The sequence below is a fragment of the Bradyrhizobium liaoningense genome (assembly GCF_018130785.1).
Classification (GTDB): domain Bacteria; phylum Pseudomonadota; class Alphaproteobacteria; order Rhizobiales; family Xanthobacteraceae; genus Bradyrhizobium; species Bradyrhizobium liaoningense_A.
Genome location: NZ_JAFCJT010000037.1, coordinates 37,298 through 55,620 on the forward strand (window position 1 = coordinate 37,298; position 18,323 = coordinate 55,620).

At 58.1% G+C, this 18,323-nt stretch carries 14 protein-coding genes and 1 pseudogene; 12 read left to right on the plus strand and 3 right to left on the minus strand.

The window, feature by feature from the left end; all coding sequences use genetic code 11:
* The first annotated feature begins 17 nt into the window (after positions 1-17).
* From JQ627_RS36950 to JQ627_RS36990, 9 genes are all read left to right on the plus strand, one after another.
* Positions 18-1,853: a hypothetical protein gene (locus JQ627_RS36950; RefSeq protein ID WP_212489252.1), complete on the plus strand. Its 1,836-nt coding sequence runs from the start codon at positions 18-20 to the stop codon at positions 1,851-1,853.
* A complete protein-coding gene (locus tag JQ627_RS36955; RefSeq protein ID WP_212489253.1) occupies positions 1,850-2,797 on the plus strand; it encodes a glycosyltransferase family 2 protein in 948 nt (315 codons plus the stop codon). The genes JQ627_RS36950 and JQ627_RS36955 overlap by 4 nt, the downstream gene beginning before the upstream one ends.
* Positions 2,798-3,056: 259 nt before the next feature.
* Complete coding sequence (gene rfbF / locus JQ627_RS36960) at positions 3,057-3,824, plus strand: glucose-1-phosphate cytidylyltransferase (protein WP_212489254.1); 768 nt, start codon at positions 3,057-3,059, stop codon at positions 3,822-3,824.
* Complete coding sequence (gene rfbG, locus JQ627_RS36965; protein ID WP_212489267.1) at positions 3,824-4,909, plus strand: CDP-glucose 4,6-dehydratase; 1,086 nt, start codon at positions 3,824-3,826, stop codon at positions 4,907-4,909. The genes rfbF and rfbG overlap by 1 nt, the downstream gene beginning before the upstream one ends.
* Positions 4,906-5,457, plus strand: coding sequence for a dTDP-4-dehydrorhamnose 3,5-epimerase (rfbC, locus tag JQ627_RS36970; RefSeq protein WP_212489255.1), 552 nt, complete (start codon positions 4,906-4,908; stop codon positions 5,455-5,457). The genes rfbG and rfbC overlap by 4 nt, the downstream gene beginning before the upstream one ends.
* Positions 5,454-6,680 carry a class I SAM-dependent methyltransferase gene (locus tag JQ627_RS36975; RefSeq protein ID WP_212489256.1) on the plus strand — a complete coding sequence of 409 codons (1,227 nt, stop codon included), beginning with the start codon at positions 5,454-5,456 and terminating at the stop codon, positions 6,678-6,680. Before rfbC ends, JQ627_RS36975 begins: the two co-directional genes overlap by 4 nt.
* 8 nt (positions 6,681-6,688) lie before the next feature.
* A complete protein-coding gene (locus tag JQ627_RS36980) occupies positions 6,689-7,531 on the plus strand; it encodes an NAD(P)-dependent oxidoreductase (protein ID WP_312015855.1) in 843 nt (280 codons plus the stop codon).
* Positions 7,528-8,898 (plus strand): FAD-binding oxidoreductase, encoded by a 1,371-nt coding sequence (locus JQ627_RS36985; RefSeq protein ID WP_212489258.1) that lies wholly within the window; start codon positions 7,528-7,530, stop codon positions 8,896-8,898. The genes JQ627_RS36980 and JQ627_RS36985 overlap by 4 nt, the downstream gene beginning before the upstream one ends.
* On the plus strand, positions 8,895-9,629 hold the full coding sequence (locus JQ627_RS36990; RefSeq protein ID WP_212489259.1) for an SDR family oxidoreductase: 735 nt from the start codon (positions 8,895-8,897) through the stop codon (positions 9,627-9,629). Before JQ627_RS36985 ends, JQ627_RS36990 begins: the two co-directional genes overlap by 4 nt.
* 241 nt (positions 9,630-9,870) lie before the next feature.
* Here JQ627_RS36990 and JQ627_RS36995 read toward each other — a convergent pair.
* Positions 9,871-11,059: pseudogene (locus JQ627_RS36995) on the minus strand (IS3 family transposase).
* 792 nt (positions 11,060-11,851) lie between these two features.
* Complete coding sequence (locus tag JQ627_RS37000) at positions 11,852-12,010, minus strand: hypothetical protein (protein ID WP_212489260.1); 159 nt, start codon at positions 12,008-12,010, stop codon at positions 11,852-11,854.
* Positions 12,011-12,586: 576 nt separating this feature from the next.
* On the opposite strand from JQ627_RS37000, the gene JQ627_RS37005 reads away from it, so the two are divergent.
* Both JQ627_RS37005 and JQ627_RS37010 read left to right on the plus strand, forming a co-directional pair.
* Complete coding sequence (locus JQ627_RS37005) at positions 12,587-14,458, plus strand: hypothetical protein (protein ID WP_212489261.1); 1,872 nt, start codon at positions 12,587-12,589, stop codon at positions 14,456-14,458.
* A 347-nt stretch (positions 14,459-14,805) separates the two neighbouring features.
* Entirely contained in the window at positions 14,806-15,309 is a 504-nt protein-coding gene (locus JQ627_RS37010; RefSeq protein WP_312015856.1) for a GtrA family protein, read from the plus strand.
* Positions 15,310-15,870: 561 nt separating this feature from the next.
* On the opposite strand, the gene JQ627_RS37015 is transcribed toward JQ627_RS37010, so the two are convergent.
* Positions 15,871-16,167 carry a hypothetical protein gene (locus tag JQ627_RS37015; protein ID WP_212489262.1) on the minus strand — a complete coding sequence of 99 codons (297 nt, stop codon included), beginning with the start codon at positions 16,165-16,167 and terminating at the stop codon, positions 15,871-15,873.
* A 184-nt stretch (positions 16,168-16,351) separates the two neighbouring features.
* Between JQ627_RS37015 and JQ627_RS37020 the strand changes: the two genes are divergently transcribed.
* A partial coding sequence (locus JQ627_RS37020; protein WP_212489263.1) for a M10 family metallopeptidase C-terminal domain-containing protein occupies positions 16,352-18,323 on the plus strand: 1,972 nt, incomplete at its 3' end.

The following is an 18,323-nucleotide window of genomic DNA, read 5'->3' on the forward strand; positions in this document are numbered from 1 at the left end:
CCTGGAAGCGTTGACTGATGACCGGACGATCAAGATATTTGGTATCTCCCAAAGTAGGGTATTGGCTGCTCATATTTCTCGGCGCCATCCCGGCGGTTTATCTGGTGTTAGCAATCCAGTATTCCGCGATTACTGTACCATTTTGGGATCATACCGAGCTCATCCATTGGATTGCCGACTGGCGAGAGGGCAATTTTCATCTCTCAAGTCTTTGGGCACCTCACAATCACACCAGACCGCTCGTCTATCGTCTAGTGATGCTAATGAACGCCGTCGGGACGGACTGGGATGTCAGGTCGGAGTACATCTATCTCTATCTGTCAATATATGGGACGTTTGCCTGTTTCGTCTGGTTAGCGCGCCATCTGATCGGTGAAGCGAAGGCAGTGTTTCCGGTCACGCTGCTGTTGGTTTCGCTCATACTGTTTTCGCCGGTCGGCCACAATAATCACTGGTGGTCGATGATGTTCCAGCTCGATGTCACCAACTTCTTCATCGCGCTTAGCTTCTTGCTAGTGTTTACACGGCCAGAGATCTGGAGCAGCCATATTGTTGCGGCGGTCAGTTGCTGGTTGGCCGCCTTTACGTTGACCAACGGCTTCTTTGCCTTCGTCGCTATCATCGTCACATTCCAGCTGTCAGCGGCGAAGCGATTGCGACCGGACCGTTTCGCTGTGTTCTGGGTGATCAATCTGCTGGTTGCATCGGCTTGTTATCTGCCGGGAATGCAAATGGACAGCAGTTCGAGGCACCCAAACATGTTGGAGCTGCTGGAATTCTCTCTGACATATCTTGGTGCCCCACTCGGCGGACTGCTTTGGTTTCCATATCACAGCATGTTCCACCTGCCGCTGTCGATCGCGACCAACGTAATCTGCGGCTCCGTCCTGCTCGCGACCTGTGCGGCGCTAAGTTTGGATGCGGTCCCGCGGCTGCGCGAGCGCAATCAGGCAGCGATGGTTCTGGTTGGCTTTGCTGGTTTTGCGATGCTGTCGGCAGTTGCGACGGGCTGGGCGCGAGCCACTTTTGACGAGTACGGCGTGGCCAACGGAAATGCCAGCCGCTACACCATCTTCGGCTCCTATCTGTTGCTCGGTCAGGTTTACTATGTTGGCGTCGCTCTGGCGCAACGATGGTGGGACGAACGGGCTCACTCGATATTTGCGCGCCGTGTCGTCTTTGTGCTGGCGGGAGTTTTTGCTTGCGCGGCCTTTGTCAGCTACGGCCGGGCATGGCGAGTCTATGTTGATGTGCACGAGTTCAACCGTAGACTGGCGCAGGCCTATGTCTGGGGACTCGATCCGGTTCCTGAGGATCGCTTCATACATCCTAGACCGGAAGCAGTAGCCTATCTGAAGCGCCAACTTCAGTTGCTCGAACTGGGGCCTTACGGCAATCGGGCCTATGTCGAGGCACAATCTCCAATAGGGAGATTCAGCAAGCCTGTGTATTTGTCGGCCGTACGGACGGTCAAACAGCGTTTCCTCGCCACCGGCGATGGCCTCAAGCGGTTATCTTTCAAATTTGTCACGCCAAATGGCGAGGCGACTAGGGGCATCGTGACATGGCAACTGTCGGAAGTCGGAAGCCACGAGCCGCTCGCGCGAGGCGATGTCGACGCTGCCGGGGCGCGGGATTGGGCAATAGTGACTCTCAAGATTCCCTATGTCGTGGCTAGCAAGGGGCGGACCTACGAGTTGACTTTCTCGGGCACCGGGGAGGACCCCGTCGCCCTTGGGTTGCCGCTCTATGAGCTTGTCGAGGGCAGCGATGAGCCTGTATTGCTGTCAGACGATGACCATGCGCAGCAGAGGCGTTTCGTCATGGAATTGACGACGGAGTATGCGAAATGAACGACGGTCGGCCGCCGCCACGCATCACTATTGCCTGCCCCGTATATAACGAGGAAACTGTCGTTCCGTTGTTCTTCGCCCGGACGCTGCCTGTCATCGAGCAGCTATCGGCACATTATCGCGTCGAACTGCTGTTTCTCAACAATGCCTCAACAGATGGGACCTATACCGAAATTTGCAAGCTGCGCGCTCAATATGATTTCGTCTATGTGATCACGCTGAGCGCTAATGTCGGCTACCAACGTTCGCTGGAATGCGGATTACGCAATGCGCAGGGCGATGTAGTCGCTTTTATCGACGTCGATTGCGAAGATCCCCCCGAAATGCTGTTGGATTTCGTTGCTTATTATGAAAAGGGCTTCGACATCGTCTATGGCGCGCGAGTCGACCGCGAGGAAGCGCGACCGGTCAAGACGCTACGCAAGTTCTTCTACCACGTCGTGCGGTTGCTGGCAGACGAGGATATTATCCTGTACATGGCCGAGTTCTCGTTGCTTACTTCCGAAGTTCGCGACGCCATTGTAAATGACCACAACTCGTTCCCGTTCATCCGTGCGTCGATCTCGCGGGTCGGCTACAGGCGGATCGGCCTGCCCTACAAGCGGCAACGCCGCATCGCCGGGAAGACAAACTATAATCTCGTTGGAATGACAATCTTTGCGATCGCCGGCATCCTGTCATCGACCACATTGCCTTTGCGCCTGCCAATCTACGCGCTCCCGTTATGGCTCTTCCTTACGGCTATATTGGGGTCCGCGTACATCTTGACCCAAAGCCCGTGGCTGCTGCTGCTGAACTGGTTGTGCGGCTGCACGTATTTCGGATTCACCGCGGCGTTCACGGCACTCTACGTGGCGCGATCCTACAAGAATGGCCTCGGGCGGCCAAACTATGTGGTGAACCGCCAATACACGCACGCCCAGCGTTCCGTCGCACCGTCGTGAACGAGACAGCGTCCCCCGGGGGGGGGGGACTCTCGTTAGTACCCGACGTCGCGATTTCGCGACGCGCGGGCCTCTCCTGCTGGGCGAGGGTCTATCGAGTATGGCCCAGATTTCCTTGATTTCGGCCGGGCGTGCCGATATGGATTTTTCAACATTTGCTCGACGAAGGGGCTTGCTTGGTCCATGCATCTGGATGCAGCGCCTTTATGCTGCTGACCCATTAGCGGTAGTTCCGTTCTCGAATTGACTGGGAGACAAGATGAAAGCGATCATTCTCGCCGGTGGTTTGGGCACCCGCATCAGCGAAGAGTCCCATCTCAAGCCAAAGCCAATGATTGAAATCGGCGGTAAGCCAATTCTCTGGCACATCATGAAGATGTATTCGCATTACGGGATCGATGATTTCGTGATCTGTCTTGGCTACAAAGGCTACGTTATCAAGGAGTATTTCTCCAATTACTTCCTGCACATGTCCGATGTTACGTTTAGCATGCGCGAAAACAGCATGGAGATTCATCAAAAGTTCGCCGAGCCTTGGCGCGTGACGTTGGTTGATACCGGCGAACTCACCATGACCGGTGGTCGACTGAAGCGCGTCGCGCCTTATCTCGGCAATGAATCATTCTGCTTTACCTATGGCGATGGTGTGGCGGATATAAATATTTCGGCGCTTATCGCCAAGCATCGTGAGGCTGGGCGGCTGGCGACGGTGACTGCAATCCAGCCCCCCGGCCGCTACGGCGCGCTGCACATCGAAAACGAAACAGTTCACCATTTCCAGGAAAAGCCTGCTGGCGACGGCGCCTGGATCAACGGCGGGTTTTTCGTGCTCGAGCCCGGCGTCCTTTCCTATCTCGACGGTGACAACACTGTATGGGAACAACAGCCCTTGCAACGGCTGGCTGCCGAGGGCCAATTGTCCTCCTATCGACACAGCGGCTTCTGGCAGGCAATGGACACGCTTCGCGACAAAAATCATCTCGAGGAACTGTGGTCATCAGGAAGGGCACCCTGGAAGAGTTGGTGATGATGTTTGGCGATATCTATAAGGGCCGCCACGTGCTGGTGACCGGACACACCGGCTTCAAGGGAAGCTGGCTGGCCCTGTGGCTCAAGGTGCTGGGCGCAAGGGTCACGGGAATTGCACTTCCGCCAGAGACAGATCCCCACCACTTTGGCCAACTAAATCTCGACATCGAGTCGCACTTCATCGATATTCGCGACCAGAAGCCGTTGCGCGATCAGATCCGCGACTCTGATCCGGAGGTCGTGTTCCACATGGCCGCTCAGCCACTGGTGCGCCGCTCCTATCGCGCGCCCCTTGAGACTTGGGCCACCAACGTCATGGGGACGGCAAATGTGCTCGACGCATGCCGCGAGGCAAAGCGCCTTACCGCGATCATCGTCGTGACTACCGACAAGTGTTATGAGAACAACGAGTGGGTATGGGGCTATCGAGAGACCGATCGCCTAGGAGGGCATGATCCATACAGCGCGTCCAAGGCTGGGTGCGAGTTGGTTGCAGCAAGCTACCGGAAATCATTCTTCAGCTCGCCTGATGCGCCACTGCTGGCCACGGCGCGCGCTGGCAATGTGATCGGCGGTGGCGACTGGTCCGAAGATCGTCTGATTCCGGATCTGGTGCGCGCGATCCAACACGGTAGGCCAGTGGAGATCAGATCGCCAACGGCAACGCGACCCTGGCAGCATGTGCTCGAATGCCTCTCGGGTTATCTCATGCTCGGACAGAAATTAATCGAACGCAATTCCATATTTGCCGAGGCCTGGAATTTCGGGCCCGATCGGGAAGGCAACCGTCAAGTTCGGCAGGTCCTTGACGCGATCAAGCGGCAATGGCCGGCTGCGGAATGGTACGACGCCGGTCAGGCTCAAGCCCACGAAGCGCATCTACTTCAGGTCGATAGCGACAAGGCCCGTCAGCGAATGCAATGGCAGCCAGTATGGACCTTCGATGAAGGTGTAACGGCCACTGCCGAATGGTTTCAAGCCTGGCTTGAACGAGGCGACGTCATTAGCCGAGCGCAGCTCGCCCGCTATGCGGCACGCGCTAGCGCCAGGAAGCTGGCGTGGGCCGAAAGGGGCTCTTCATGAAGCTCGAGCAGACTGACATCGCAGGTATCTGGGTTGCCGAGGGCACAGCCAACCAAGACCAGCGAGGGGCGTTTTCTAGACTGTTCTGCTCGCGCGAGCAACAGGACATCATCGGATCGCGATCGATCGTCCAGATCAATCATTCCGTCACCCGCCGCGTCGGCGCGCTCAGGGGGCTGCATTATCAATTCCCCCCACATGCCGAAACGAAGATTGTCCGCTGCCTTAGAGGGCGCGTGTTCGACGTGGCCGTCGATTTGCGTAAGGGGTCGGCCACATTCCGGAAATGGACGTCGCTGGAACTTACGCCGGAAAATCGTCGCGCCTTGGTCATCCCCGAAGGATGTGCCCACGGGTTCCAGGTGCTTGAGCCGAATTCCGAACTACTCTATCTGCATACCGCGTTCTACGCCCCCGAAGCAGAAGGCGCCGTTCGTTTCGATGATCCGATGATTGGCGTGGATTGGCCGCTGACGCCGACCGACCTATCCGAGAGAGACCTCCATCATCCGTTTCTCGACAAGAATTTCGAAGGAATCGTGGTATGAAATGTCGTCATTGCCATCATGAACTCGAACACGTCTTTCTCGATCTCGGTCACGCCCCTCCATCGAACGCCTATCTCTCGGCGAGCCAGTTGCGAGCGCCGGAGACGACGTTCCCGCTGCGGCTCTACGTATGCGACAGATGCTGGTTGGTCCAGACCGAGGACTACGCGGCGGCGGACGAATTGTTTTCGCGCGACTATGCGTATTTTTCCTCAACCTCGCGCAGTTGGTTGCAGCACGCGGCGCGTTACGTGGAGAAGATCACTGAAATCCTAAGGCTGAACCGCGACAGTTTCGTAATCGAGGTCGCCTCCAATGACGGCTACCTGCTGAAGAATTTCGTCGCGGCCGGCATCCCATGCCTCGGTGTTGAGCCCACCAGCAGCACCGCCGACGCAGCGGAAAAACTTGGCGTTCCGGTGCTGCGCAAGTTCTTTGGCGTCGAGACCGCGACAGAGCTGGCGGAAGCGAGCAAACGTGCCGACCTGATATGCGGTAATAACGTCTACGCGCACGTGCCTGACATCAACGACTTCACGGATGGCCTTCGGATCGCACTTAAGCAGGGCGGCACCATCAACCTCGAGTTCCCGCATCTGATGAACCTGATCAGGTTCAATCAATTTGATACGGTCTATCATGAGCATTTTTCTTATCTTTCCCTGACTGCCGTCGTTGGCATATTTGCAAAGGCAGGACTGCGTATTTTTGATCTAGAAGAACTGCCGACCCACGGCGGTAGCCTGCGCATTTCCGGATGCCACGAAAGCGACTCGCGGAAGACGCGGTCCGTTGTGATGGATGCACTCGAAAAAGAGAGTGCCTATGGCTTGCGTGACCTTGCTGTTTATAAAGAATTTCAGCGGAAGGCGGACAAGGTCAAAGACGATTTTGTTGACTTCTTGATTACCCAAAAGCGCGCAGGTAAATCGGTCGCCGCGTATGGTGCCGCTGCAAAGGGGAATACGCTGATGAACTATGCGGGGGTCAAGCACGATCTTGTGAGTTTCGTCTGCGATGCCGCGGTCTCAAAACAAGGCAACTACATGCCGGGCAATCATCTCGCCATTTTGCCGCCGTCCGAACTTACAAAAGTGAAGCCCGACTGGGTTGTCATCTTCCCGTGGAATATCGCCGAAGAGGTGATCCAGCAGCAACAACAGCTCTTGGTGTCGGGCAGCAAATTCGTCATCGCCGTTCCGGAACTCAAGGTTCTGCCGTGAGGGTCTTGGTGACAGGCGCGACGGGATTTGTCGGGCGCCATGTTGTCAGTGCGTTGCTCGCCAAAGGTCATTCCGTCACGGCCGTCGCCCGCGATGCTGATAAGGCGCGGTCGCTGCCGTGGTTTACGCAGGTCCAGTTTATCTCTTGCGACCTTCACCGCGACTTCCGACCAGCACTTTCTGGTGACTTTGGGCCCGCTGCGCTGATCCATCTGGCCTGGCCTGGCCTGCCGAATTATCGCGACTTCTTTCATCTCGGCCGCAATCTTCCTGCTGACTTGGCGTTTCTGGATGCGGCCGTGGATGCGGGCGTGTCGCAAATTATGGTAGCGGGTACCTGTCTTGAATATGGCATGCAGTACGGGCCGCTGACAGAACTAGCCGCAACTGCACCGATCACGGCCTATGGCTTTGCCAAGGACTCTCTGCGGAAATCTCTGCAGTTCTTGCAGCAGCAAAAGCCGTTCGCCCTGCAATGGATGCGACTCTTCTATATGTATGGCGAGGGACAAAACCCAAACAGCCTACTTGCACAGCTCGATCGCGCTATTGACGAAAGCGCACCGTTTTTCAACATGTCCAAAGGCGATCAGCTCCGCGATTATCTGCCAATCAACGCTGTGGCCACGAATTTCGCGTTGGCTCTCGAGATGCCATCGGCTTGCGATGGTGTTATTAACTGCTGCAGCGGAGTACCGGTATCTGTGGTGGACCTAGTTTCGCAACATCTGCGGTTGCGATCCAGCGAAATTGAACTCCGCCGCGGTCATTTTCCCTATCCCGATTACGAGCCGATGGCGTTCTGGGGCGTGCCGTCCAAGCTCGACTCGCTGAAGGCGCGATCGCCGTGACTGTTCCGGGTGGCTATGTGCCGTCGTCCAGGGTATCCGGCGCTCCGCGGGCAAGCAAAGCTTTTGTCAGTTTTGATGGTCGCATCCGTGCCCGGGGACAGCTGCAGCAGCCCGATCGCTATCGCTATTGGCGGAGCGATTCGATGGAAACACCACGCATCTCGCGAGGCTCCGGCCTTTCTTATGCGGCAGCAAGCTTCCTGCAAGATGGTTTGTCGATCTCACACCAATCTTTCGATCGCGTGACGGATTTCGATTCCGTACGCCATGTCGTTGAGGTCGAAGCAGGCATCTCGCTCTTCGCGCTGCACCGATTCCTGTCCACGCACGGACTCTATCTGCCGATTCAGCCAGGGCACGGCCGAATCTCGGTGGGAGGATGTATTGCCGCCGATGTCCATGGCAAGAGCCAGAGTCGCGATGGCACGTTTATCAACCAGCTCGAGTCGATTACCTTGTTGCATCCGTCTCACGGGATGCTGGAGCTATCTCCACTGAAAGATCCGGACCTTTTTCGGCTGACCTGCGGTGGTTACGGGCTTACAGGACATATCATCCGGGCACGGCTTCGCGCCTCACCGGCACCGTCGACGTGGGTCCACATGCGCGCTGTGTCGTTCGCCCATGCCGCAGAGGGATTCGATCGCCTTCGGCTCGCCGCGCGCGACGCCGATTTCGCCTATACGTGGCACGATATGGCATCTAAGGCTAGTTTCGGAAGCGGCTATTTGTTCGAGGGCGGGTTCGTCGACAAGGGCGCATTGACCGTGCCGGATGACGAACCGCCAGTGCTGTCGGCCGAAAGCCGTGGTCGCTGGCCAGTTTCGTTGATGAGTACGATCGCAGCCCGTGGCCTTAACCGGGAGTTTCGACGGCGGCAAAAGCGTACTTTGCAGGGACAGGCGATCTCCTTGCAGGATGCGCTTTTTCCAGCTCACAAGACGCAGCTATATTTTCAGCTGTTCGGCGCCGGGGGCTTTTGTGAATATCAGGCAATCCTCCCTGACGACGCGATTGAGGACTATGTCGAATCAGTTCGAACCTACGTCCGTGGCCAGCCTCTGCCAATCACATTGTCATCCGCGAAGGCATTCGCAGGAACACGCGAGTTGCTCCGCTTTACCGGAACAGGCGTTTGCCTGGCCTTGGATGTACCAGCTAGTGCCGCCGCCGATCGGTTGATGGCTTTTCTCGACGAGCGAGTGATGGCGCTTGGCGGCCTGCCCAATATCATCAAGGATTCGCGTCTGCCCCGCACGGTGATAGACGCCTGCTATCCCGAAGCCGATCGATTCCGCAACACGCTCCATTCCTTCGATCCTAAGCGTCTATTTCGCTCTGTCCTGTCCGAAAGGTTGGGTCTGTGAGGGCGCTGATAGTTGGAGCATCCGCGGGTGTAGGACGGGCGCTCTGCGACACACTTGCGGTGCGCGGTACAGGACTGCTTTTGGTAGCAACCGATCCGCAGGATCTCGATGCGCTCGCCGCCCATCTTCGATTGGTCCACGGAGTAGAGGTGCAAACGGTCGCCACCGATGCCAGCGCTCCGCCGGATTGTGTGGATCAGATTGCGGCGGCCGCTTCGCAGTTCGGCGAGATCGATGAGCTTTACTTTCCGATTGGAGCATCTCAGCGAGACGACGTCGGTCTCTTGAATGCGGAGGATACTCTGAGGATTGTGAATTCCAACCTGACCGTCGTGATGGCGGTTACGGCGCACTTTTTGCCGCGGCTTTTGCAACGGAAGCACGCGCGCATTGTTGGCTTCGGTTCGATCGCCGCCATTCGCGGGAGGAAGGTCAACGTGGTTTATTCTTCCGCGAAGCGGGGGTTGGAGAGCTACTTTGAAAGTCTACGCCATATCGCCGTCGGCAGTGGCCTGCTAGTCCAGTTTGTTCGACTTGGCTACGTCGAAACTCAACAATCGTTTGGCCAGCATCTGCTGTTCCCAACTGTTTCGCCCGCACGAGTCGCAAGCTATGTAATGGCGAACGCCGATAACGACATTGGAGCGCGTTTTTTTCCAAGGTTTTGGGTGGGAGTCGCTTTCGCCATTTCCCGTCTCCCCTGGCTTATTTTCAAAAGATTGAATTTCTGACGGATTCGTTGCTACAGTTGCCGGAAAAGCGGCAAATCTAATTTGTTTTACAATTGAGCTTAACTCTCGTTTGTTAACCGGCGGAGCTTCCTGCAAGCCCGAATGGTGTTTCCATGAGCGACAGTTTCCTCCAGCGGCTCGCTCGCCGCGACAAATACCTATGCGGAAGAGAGCGGCTACTCGATGGACGCTTGGCGCCTGTTCGAAGCCGAGGCGGACGCTGTGACCTTGCCCCCAAGTTTTATCCAATCCTGAGTTCGCTCCGGCTGTTGGGTTTGCCCGGTTGGGCGGTGGTAGCGACGGGAGCTGGCGCGGAGCCCTCGGCATAGCGCAGCGCCAGATCCCGGCGCGGATGGCAGGTGAAGGCGAACTCGGACGGCGTCTTCCATCCGAGTCGCGAGTGTGGCCGTGCATCGTTGTAATCGGCCTGCCAGCATCGGAGCGTGATGCGGGCCTGGGCCAGCGACGTGAACAGCGTCTCGTTCAACAGTTCATCCCGCAGCCGGCCGTTGAAGCTCTCGATGAAGGCATTCTGCATGGGCTTGCCCGGCGCGATGTAGTGCCATGCGACGCGGCTCTGGTCGGCCCAGGTCAGGATGGCGTTGCTGGTGAATTCGCTACCGTTTCGCTGACCACCATCTTCGGCCTGCCGCGTTCCATCACCAGCCGGTCCAGCTCCCGCGCTACGCGGGTGCCGGAGAGCGAGGTGTCGGCTACCAGCGCCAGGCACTCGCGGGTGCAATCATCGACGACGGTGAGGATACGGAAGCGGCGACCATCGGTGAGCTGATCCGACACGAAGTCGAGCGACCAGCGGTCGTTCGGCGCCATCGGCACCATCATCGGTGCCCGGGTCCCGATCGCCCGCTTGCGCCCGCCACGGCGGCGCACCGCAAGCCTCTCTTCCCGGTAGAGCCGGAACAGCTTCTTGTCGTTGATCAGATAGCCTTCCCGCTTGAGCAGAACATGGAGGCGCCGATAGCCGAAGCGGCGGCGCTCCAGGGCGATCGCCCGCATGCGCTGGCGAACGCCGGCTTCGTCCGCCCGGGTCGTCCGATACCTCACGGTCATGCGGCAGTAGCCGATGGCTTTACACGCCCGCCGTTCGCTCATCCCGTGGGCATCCACGAGATGCGCGACAGCTTTCCGCTCGGCCCCGGGCGTCACCAGTTCTTTCCCAAGAGGTCCTTCAACGCCGCATTGTCCAGCATGGAGTCGGCCAGCAGCCGTTTCAGCCGAGTGTTCTCGTCTTCCAGCGCCTTCAGCCGCTTGGCCTCCGACACCTCCAGCCCACCGAACTTGGCCTTCCATTTGTAGATGCTGGCGTCACTGACGCCATGCTTGCGGCAAAGATCGGCGACCGACACGCCGGCCTCATGCTCCTTCAAAACCCCGATGATCTGCTCTTCCGAAAAGCGGCTGCGCTTCATGCTCTGGTCCTTGTCGTGGCCCAGAACGAACTTCAAACTGGATTAAGCCCGAGGGGCAAGGTCACTCTCAAAGAACAGAAGTGGCGTCAGCAACCCCATCATTGCGCAGAATGCCAACGACGGAGCAACGGAAGAGCTTGCTTTGGCTGGATTGTTCATAAAGTAAATTGATAAGCACCCGAACAATCCGCTCAGGATCGCAAGAGGCAGCGACGCCGCCCGGAGAATGAGGATGAGGGCAACACCAAGCACGATGATCGTAGACGTAAAGCCCTGCGGCCTAGTGCCCTCCGGAAACAGCGTCAGCAGCGCTCCAGTTCCGGGAGGATATTGAAGAACCCAAACGCCCGTCTTTGAAGGTGCGCATGAGCGCGGCGGGAGCGTCGGGGTCACTCCAGGCTATGTGCCGGATCTCTCCCGCTGCAACCGAAAAAAGTGGTCATCGTCCAATCTGATGTCCGTGTTCAAGCCGGCGATGCCAAAGCGGTTGAACAGGTGAGCTTGACGCAAATAGCCGATGTCATCAAAGACACCGCGCCTCTTACTCCAGTGCGTCGCTGACCAAACAACGCCCCCCCCCCGGCCAGCAGTAGGCAAAACGCCCCAAACACACCCGCAAAGCTGGCGAAAAGAGCCTCTGCGAACAGCCCAGGGAGCCGCGCTGTCATCCCGGTTATCCCCAGCTCACTGTTGGGCAAAGCACAACCAGAACGGACGCGCAAGGCCCGTCAAAGGGAGATTCGCGGGACCGAAGCTCCCATGCGGGCGGCCGCGCACCGCGCCGCGGAGAGGTCAACCGCCGAGGGCGAGCAAAACCGACCAAAGCTTCGCAAGGAGCCAGAACATCAACCCGAAGCAGGTCCAGATGCCCATCAACGTCAAGACTCGCTGGACTTGCCGCGGTGTCATGCCTTCGATATTTGCGGTTTTCTTATCGACTTCTGGGCTCATCTTCAGGTCTTCGCGATTGGCATGTTGGCTACTGGCGCTGTGGATCTGATCACTGCCCCCCGGCGGCACCGACGCAAGATGCCAGCACCGCGGGGATTGTGGAAAACTACCGCTTCAGCCCGCGGGCGTGTCGCACCAGTCGTTGGCGGTTGCGCCTCCTATGCGAATCTGCGCCGACGGTTCATTTGCCGAGCTCCTCGACTATCCTTCGGACAACCTCGCGTTCGGACACCAAGACGCGCAAGCCTGTCCTTGAGACGTTCCGGCGTCACTGCCGCCGCCTAGCCACGACGCGCGTCCATCATGGCTCGGAGGTTTTTCGGGGTGCCGCAGAGCATCCAATCGAAGTTGATCCGTGAGCCGAGCGGTAGTCGCAAAGCTCTTTTGTGGGCGTCCGGTAGACCTTCGGTGGCGCCGGCAGCAGCCATTCTCGTGCGAGCCATAGCAGGCGTCGGGTGACGCGTAGCGACCAACGTCGTGCCTAACAACAATGCTGGTGTTGAGTCGCTGCCGCTAGTTGAAGTCCATGGCGCTCAAGCCTATTGTGCTCAAACGAGATATCGGGCGGGAGTGTTCGTGAGGTTATGGTCGTGGCCGTTGGTGGCTGGCTCGATAGCGGTCGCAGCTTTGTATCTCCTTGGATTCCAGCATTGGGCGCCCTTCGACCAGATGCTGCGAAACCTCGGCGATATATCGGACGACCTCGCGTTCAGCTTGGCCCAGCCGGCCTTGTTCCAGCAAGGCGCCCAATGGGGGCCGGAGGTTGTGTTCACTTATGGCCCGCTGGGCTTCCTGGCGTCGTGGCCGATCTTTCCAGCTCTGATCAAGCCGGCCATGGTCTACTGTGCCGTGTTCGCCCTGGTTGCCTCTGCATTGCTCCTTTCTGTTGTCTGGCGCTATGTCGGGCAGCCGAGGTCGAGAGCTCTCGCGGTGCTGCTTCTGCTCGCCAACGTCTATGTCTGGTCGATCGGCTGGGATGAGGCGATGTGGGTTGCGCCGGCGCTCTGCGTCGGGCTGCTTGCGATCACCTCGGACGGGAAGGGAGGCCGATGGCTGCTCGCGCTGCTGTATGTGTCGACGGCCGTCCTCGGCGCCGCGGCGCTGGTCAAGTTCAGCTTGACCATCCTCTATGTCGGCATCTATGGCTTGATTGGCCTGCGCGATCTCTTGCGTCGGCGGCTGCCTAGCTTGAGCCTCGCATTTGCTGCTGCCTTCGTGATGGCGTGGCTTGCCGCAGGGCAGGCGATCGAGAATCTTCCGGTGTGGCTCGCCGCATGCGCGGACCTGTCGGTCGGCTACAGCGATGCGATGGCGAAGGGGTTTTGGTACCCCTATCGTCCGTTGACAGTTGCGCTCGCCTATGGGGCAGCGATCGCGCTCGTCATCGTACCGCTCTGCGCGCGTGAGCGATGGACCGAACGATTGTTTCTCGCGGTGCTGGCGGCGGGCGTTGCGATGGTCAACATTAAGCACGCCTTCGGCGGCAACCAGATCGAGCAGTCCGTGATCATGATTGCGATCGCAGCACTGCTGTTCGGCTTCTGTGGGGCGGCCTGGTCTAGACGGGTCTCGGCCGCGTCGATCGGCGCATGCATCGCGGTGTTGTCGCTGACCAACTTTCACCCGAGGCACGTGCTGAGAGATCACGCCATCTCGATGGCGGGTGCCCTCGCGGGGGACTACGACTTTCGTGCTGAGGGGACCGAGCATTTCTTCAAGCAGGTTCGGCAGATGGCCGCGCTGCCGGACTGGATGAGTGGCACGGCTGATATCTATCCGCGCAAGACCGGTGTTGTGCTTGCGTACCCCGCTTTGGTCTACGATCCGCGGCCGGCCTACCTATCGCTGAACGCGCACACGCAGAGGCTGGCCGAGCAGAATGCAGCCTTCCTGAGATCGGACAGGGCGCCGCGATGGATCCTGTTCGAGATCAAGCCGGAGGAAAGCGTCAATCATCGCTACCTCGCGACGGATGACGGCCCGTCGTGGCCGGAGATCTGGTCGCGGTACGATCTGAAATCAGTTGGGCCGTTTTTAGTCTATGAGCGTCGGAGCGCGCCGCTGCCGTTCGAGTTTCGGCCCTTTCGTAGTGACGCGATACGGTTTGGCCAGATGATCGAGCTTGATCCATCTGCGTATATCTGGATGTGGGTTGATGTCCGTCCGACGGTTCTTGGTCGGCTGGTCGGAGCGATCTACAAGGCGCCCCAGGTGCTGATGAATATCATTTATGAGGACGGTGTGCCGGCCACTTATCAGATCGTTCCGGAGCTCGGGCGCGCGGGATTCTTGTTGTCGCCTTCGACTACATCGGCGGCCGAGTTTGCATCGATGTCCGGGCGTAAGGTCAGGACCATACGCATGTCTGTCGAGGGTGACATCGACTGGTTCTATCGGCCGGATATGAGCTTGACCCTCTCTACCCTTGAGATCCTCTATCCGCGCTGAGTTCCGGTACATGACCGACGTCGTGCCCTACCGCGACCCACTTCTGTTGCCGCCCGTTCGATGTGTTCGATGAATCGAAGCCAAGCGGCAACGGCCACCGCCGCAGTGTCCGCAACAATCGTTCCCATAACGTACTCTCTGGCGCAGACGATGGCGCCTCGGCGGTACCTGTCCTGCAGACTATCCTTCAGGCATTAGGTGTAAGGCCTGAAATTGGTTGCGATCAAGGACAGGGCGTTCACACCTTAAAACAGATCGTGCGTCTTAGCCTTAGCGCGGGAGTGCGCTGGGATTCTGCGGGGAACGTTGCTGAGAGGCAACAGCGCAGAATTCTTGCTTCGCACTGAGTGGCCATTCCGGCGCGCATTTGGTATATTCCGAGTCAGGATCAGGCATTTCGAGCAGTGGAACGTCTTCTAACCAACATAGCTGACGCTTGGTATCGCCGGACGGTTCTGGCGAAGCTCTTTAGCTTCGCATCGATCGGGGTGGTGAACGTTGTCGTCGATGTGACCACGTTTGCGGTTGCGTTTCAGCTTGCCCAACTGCCACTGATCTTGTCGAATGTGATTGCGTGGCTGGTCGCGGTTTCGGGCTCTTACGCGATGAACACGAAAATCACTTTTGGGCGAGAGACAGGCGGTGTGTACAGTCTTGGGCGATACTTGAGTTTTGCTGCCGCTGGAATTATTGGGCTCGTGGTGGCAACAACTCTATTGGTTGTGCTCTCGCGCTATGTGAATGTTCCTGTCGCTAAACTGGGATCGATCGTCGCCGCGTTCGGCGTGAATTTTTCTATGTCTCATTCTTTTGTTTTCCGAATGCCTAAAGAGGACATAGCGCCCATCTAGTGGTGCAGTTGCCGCGGTAGGATCCCTCGCGATCGTTGATTCGCGTGTTGGGTTCTGTGCGGCGGACTGAGAGATGCCCGGCCGATCCGCGCTCAAAGGAATTGATAGTTCGTTGTCAAAACGGCGGTTCCCTTAAGCACTGAAGCGGTTCCGAGTGGACACCCTTGCGCGCCCGCGATAACTTAAGCAAAAATGTCCTAATAGCCCTTAAGGCTATTTTTCTGGCCTGCATGACCGCATTTGTCTTGTCGTTTTCACGGGGGGCGTGTTGGAAGGCGAGGTTACCTTCCGGCAGTCATCTTGTCATTTGTCGCGACATAGCGACGTGATCCAGAGCCGCTGTGCTGTTCTGTTTGTTATCGCGCTGGGTTGACGGCTCGAAGTCGTTTTGGTCTGAAGTTGAGAAGCTTAAGATCGTCCTAAATAGCACGCAAGCGCCGCGCCAGGTCGCGGCCAAGAGCGACAGGTCCAGCCCATCATGCCAAGGCTCTTGATCAGCTTTCCGCTTTCATCCCGGAAACCGCAGAGGTCGCCGCCGTGCGAGCTAAGGCGGCGACGGGATCAGCGGGAGAGCCGTTGCAAATCAGCGCGAGCCTTTTCTGCAAGGGGATCGTCACCGTGACGCGCGATGAACAACTCGAGCGCCTCCGCCGTACCCTTGCGACGAGCCAGTTCGTACTCCTCGACGACTGCTACGGACGGGTTGCGCGGCGGCGGCAGGGAGGGGGCTCGCTCTGCCTTGTCGATCTCATCTGCTGTGGCTTCCCCGCCCATGACGGGTTGTTTCTCTAGGAATCGCAGATCCAGGCTGGGCGGCAATATGAGAACGCCCAGGACGCCCAAGGCAAGGCAAAGCATGACGATCCTCTTTTGTCGCTTGCAGCCAAATTCTGTCCTCCGCTACAAGCACGAATCGCTGATTAACAAGTCGTTATCGGCGGTGAGAGTGCAAGCCGCCATATTAAACCAAACGTATCGATCTAACGCTAGACTGACTGTTGCGGCCGAGTTGGGCCTGCGCAGATAACTCTGGGGTCGTGCCTTGGCAACCGCCGTTTCCGTAAGTGCTACCAACAATCAGGACATCGATGGCCTGCTGGCCGGTGTCAAATGGTCCGGCACGATCACCTATAGCTTTCCGGATTCGTCGAGCGATTATGTGTCCGGTTACGGCAGCGGCGAGCCGACCGCATCGAGCTTCAGTCAGGCGCCCGCCCAGATGCAGGCGGCGATCAACTACGCAATTGGACTGATCCTCAGCTATACCGGCGCCGGGATTCAGTACGCCGGAACCAACGGTGCGGACATCATGATAGCGCAGTCGTCCGCTGCCAACCCGACCTCCTACGCCTACTATCCGGGAAACTATGCCGAGGGCGGCGACGTCTGGTTCGGGACTGCGTACAATTATTCACTGGCGTCGCTGGGCAACTACTATTTCACGACGGCGCTTCACGAACTCGGTCACGCTCTCGGCCTCAAGCACAGCCAGGAGACGGGCGGCGTTGCCAACGTCGCGGTGCCTACCGCGCATGACGACCTCGAATATTCGGTGATGAGCTATCGCAGCTACGTCGGCGCCTCGACGACATCAGGCTATAAGAATGAAGCCTACGGATATCCGCAGACCTATATGGCGAACGATATCCTCGCGCTGCAGACGCTCTACGGTGCCAACTACACGACGCATAGCGAGAATACCGCCTATACATGGAGCCCGACGACTGGGCAGGAGTTCATCAACGGCGTTGCGCAGCTTGCGTCGGGCGGTGGCGCCGGCGGTTCTGCCAACCGCATCTTCGAGACAATTTGGGATGGCGGCGGCGTCGATACCTATGATCTTTCGAACTACACCACGAACCTGTCGATCAATCTAAATCCAGGCGCAGCGTCGGTGTTCTCGTCTGCGCAACTGGCCTATCTCGGAAACGGCAACTATGCCGCCGGCAACGTCTATAACGCGTACTTGTCCAGCAACGACGCGCGCTCCTATGTCGACAACGCGATCGGCGGATCGGGCAATGACACGCTGATCGGCAACGCGATCGCAAACGTACTGAATGGCGGCGCCGGCAACGACACGATCACCGGCGGTGGCGGCAACGATATCATCATCGGCGGCTCGGGCTCCGACACTGCGGTGTATTCGGGTAGCGAGGCAAACTATCTCATCTCCTACAATGCGAGCACACAGACCTTCACTATCACGGATCAGCGCTCGGGCTCGCCAGATGGTACCGACACCGTCACGGGCGCGGAGAATTTCCAGTTCGCTGATGGCAAGATCGCAAGTTCAGTACTGATGAGCCAGCCTGTTGTTATTGAGGCACTTGGCGCGACCAGCCTGGTACAGGTAGGGACCAACTATTATCTTGAGCCGGTTGGGAGCAACAGCGGATCGGTGCTGAAGTTTGGTGGGACGGCGGTTGCCGCTGGTCAATTTGGCAGCTATTGGACCATCCTCGGTGCAGAGGCCGTCAGCGGCGGCTACGATATTGCGTGGAAGAACACTGCCACCGGTCTTTACAACATTTGGAGCACCGACGGCAGCGGCAACTATGTCACCGATCTCCTCTCAAGCGCCTCGCCAAATAGCGGGTCGCTGGAGTCATTCGAGACGATCTTCCATCAGGACCTCAACGGCGATGGGACGATCGGCCTTGTCGGGACAACAATCGAGGCACTTGGCGCGACCAGCCTGGTACAGGTAGGGACCAACTATTATCTTGAGCCGGTTGGGAGCAACGGCGGATCGGTGCTGAAGTTTGGTGGGACGGCGGTTGCCGCTGGTCAATTTGGCAGCTATTGGACCATCCTCGGTGCAGAGGCCGTCAGCGGCGGCTACGATATTGCGTGGAAGAACACTGCCACCGGTCTTTACAACATTTGGAGCACCGACGGCAGCGGCAACTATGTCACCGATCTCCTCTCAAGCGCCTCGCCAAATAGCGGGTCGCTGGAGTCATTCGAGACGATCTTCCATCAGGACCTCAACGGCGATGGGACGATCGGCC

Excerpts from the sequence above, each read along its gene's own strand:
- JQ627_RS36950 (WP_212489252.1), top strand. The coding sequence starts at position 18 with ATGACCGGACGATCAAGATATTTGGTATCTCCCAAAGTAGGGTATTGG.
- JQ627_RS36955 (WP_212489253.1), top strand. The coding sequence starts at position 1,850 with ATGAACGACGGTCGGCCGCCGCCACGCATCACTATTGCCTGCCCCGTA.
- rfbF (WP_212489254.1), top strand. The coding sequence starts at position 3,057 with ATGAAAGCGATCATTCTCGCCGGTGGTTTGGGCACCCGCATCAGCGAA.
- rfbG (WP_212489267.1), top strand. The coding sequence starts at position 3,824 with ATGATGTTTGGCGATATCTATAAGGGCCGCCACGTGCTGGTGACCGGA.
- rfbC (WP_212489255.1), top strand. The coding sequence starts at position 4,906 with ATGAAGCTCGAGCAGACTGACATCGCAGGTATCTGGGTTGCCGAGGGC.
- JQ627_RS36975 (WP_212489256.1), top strand. The coding sequence starts at position 5,454 with ATGAAATGTCGTCATTGCCATCATGAACTCGAACACGTCTTTCTCGAT.
- JQ627_RS37000 (WP_212489260.1), bottom strand. The coding sequence starts at position 12,010 with ATGAGCCCAGAAGTCGATAAGAAAACCGCAAATATCGAAGGCATGACA.
- JQ627_RS37015 (WP_212489262.1), bottom strand. The coding sequence starts at position 16,167 with ATGCTTTGCCTTGCCTTGGGCGTCCTGGGCGTTCTCATATTGCCGCCC.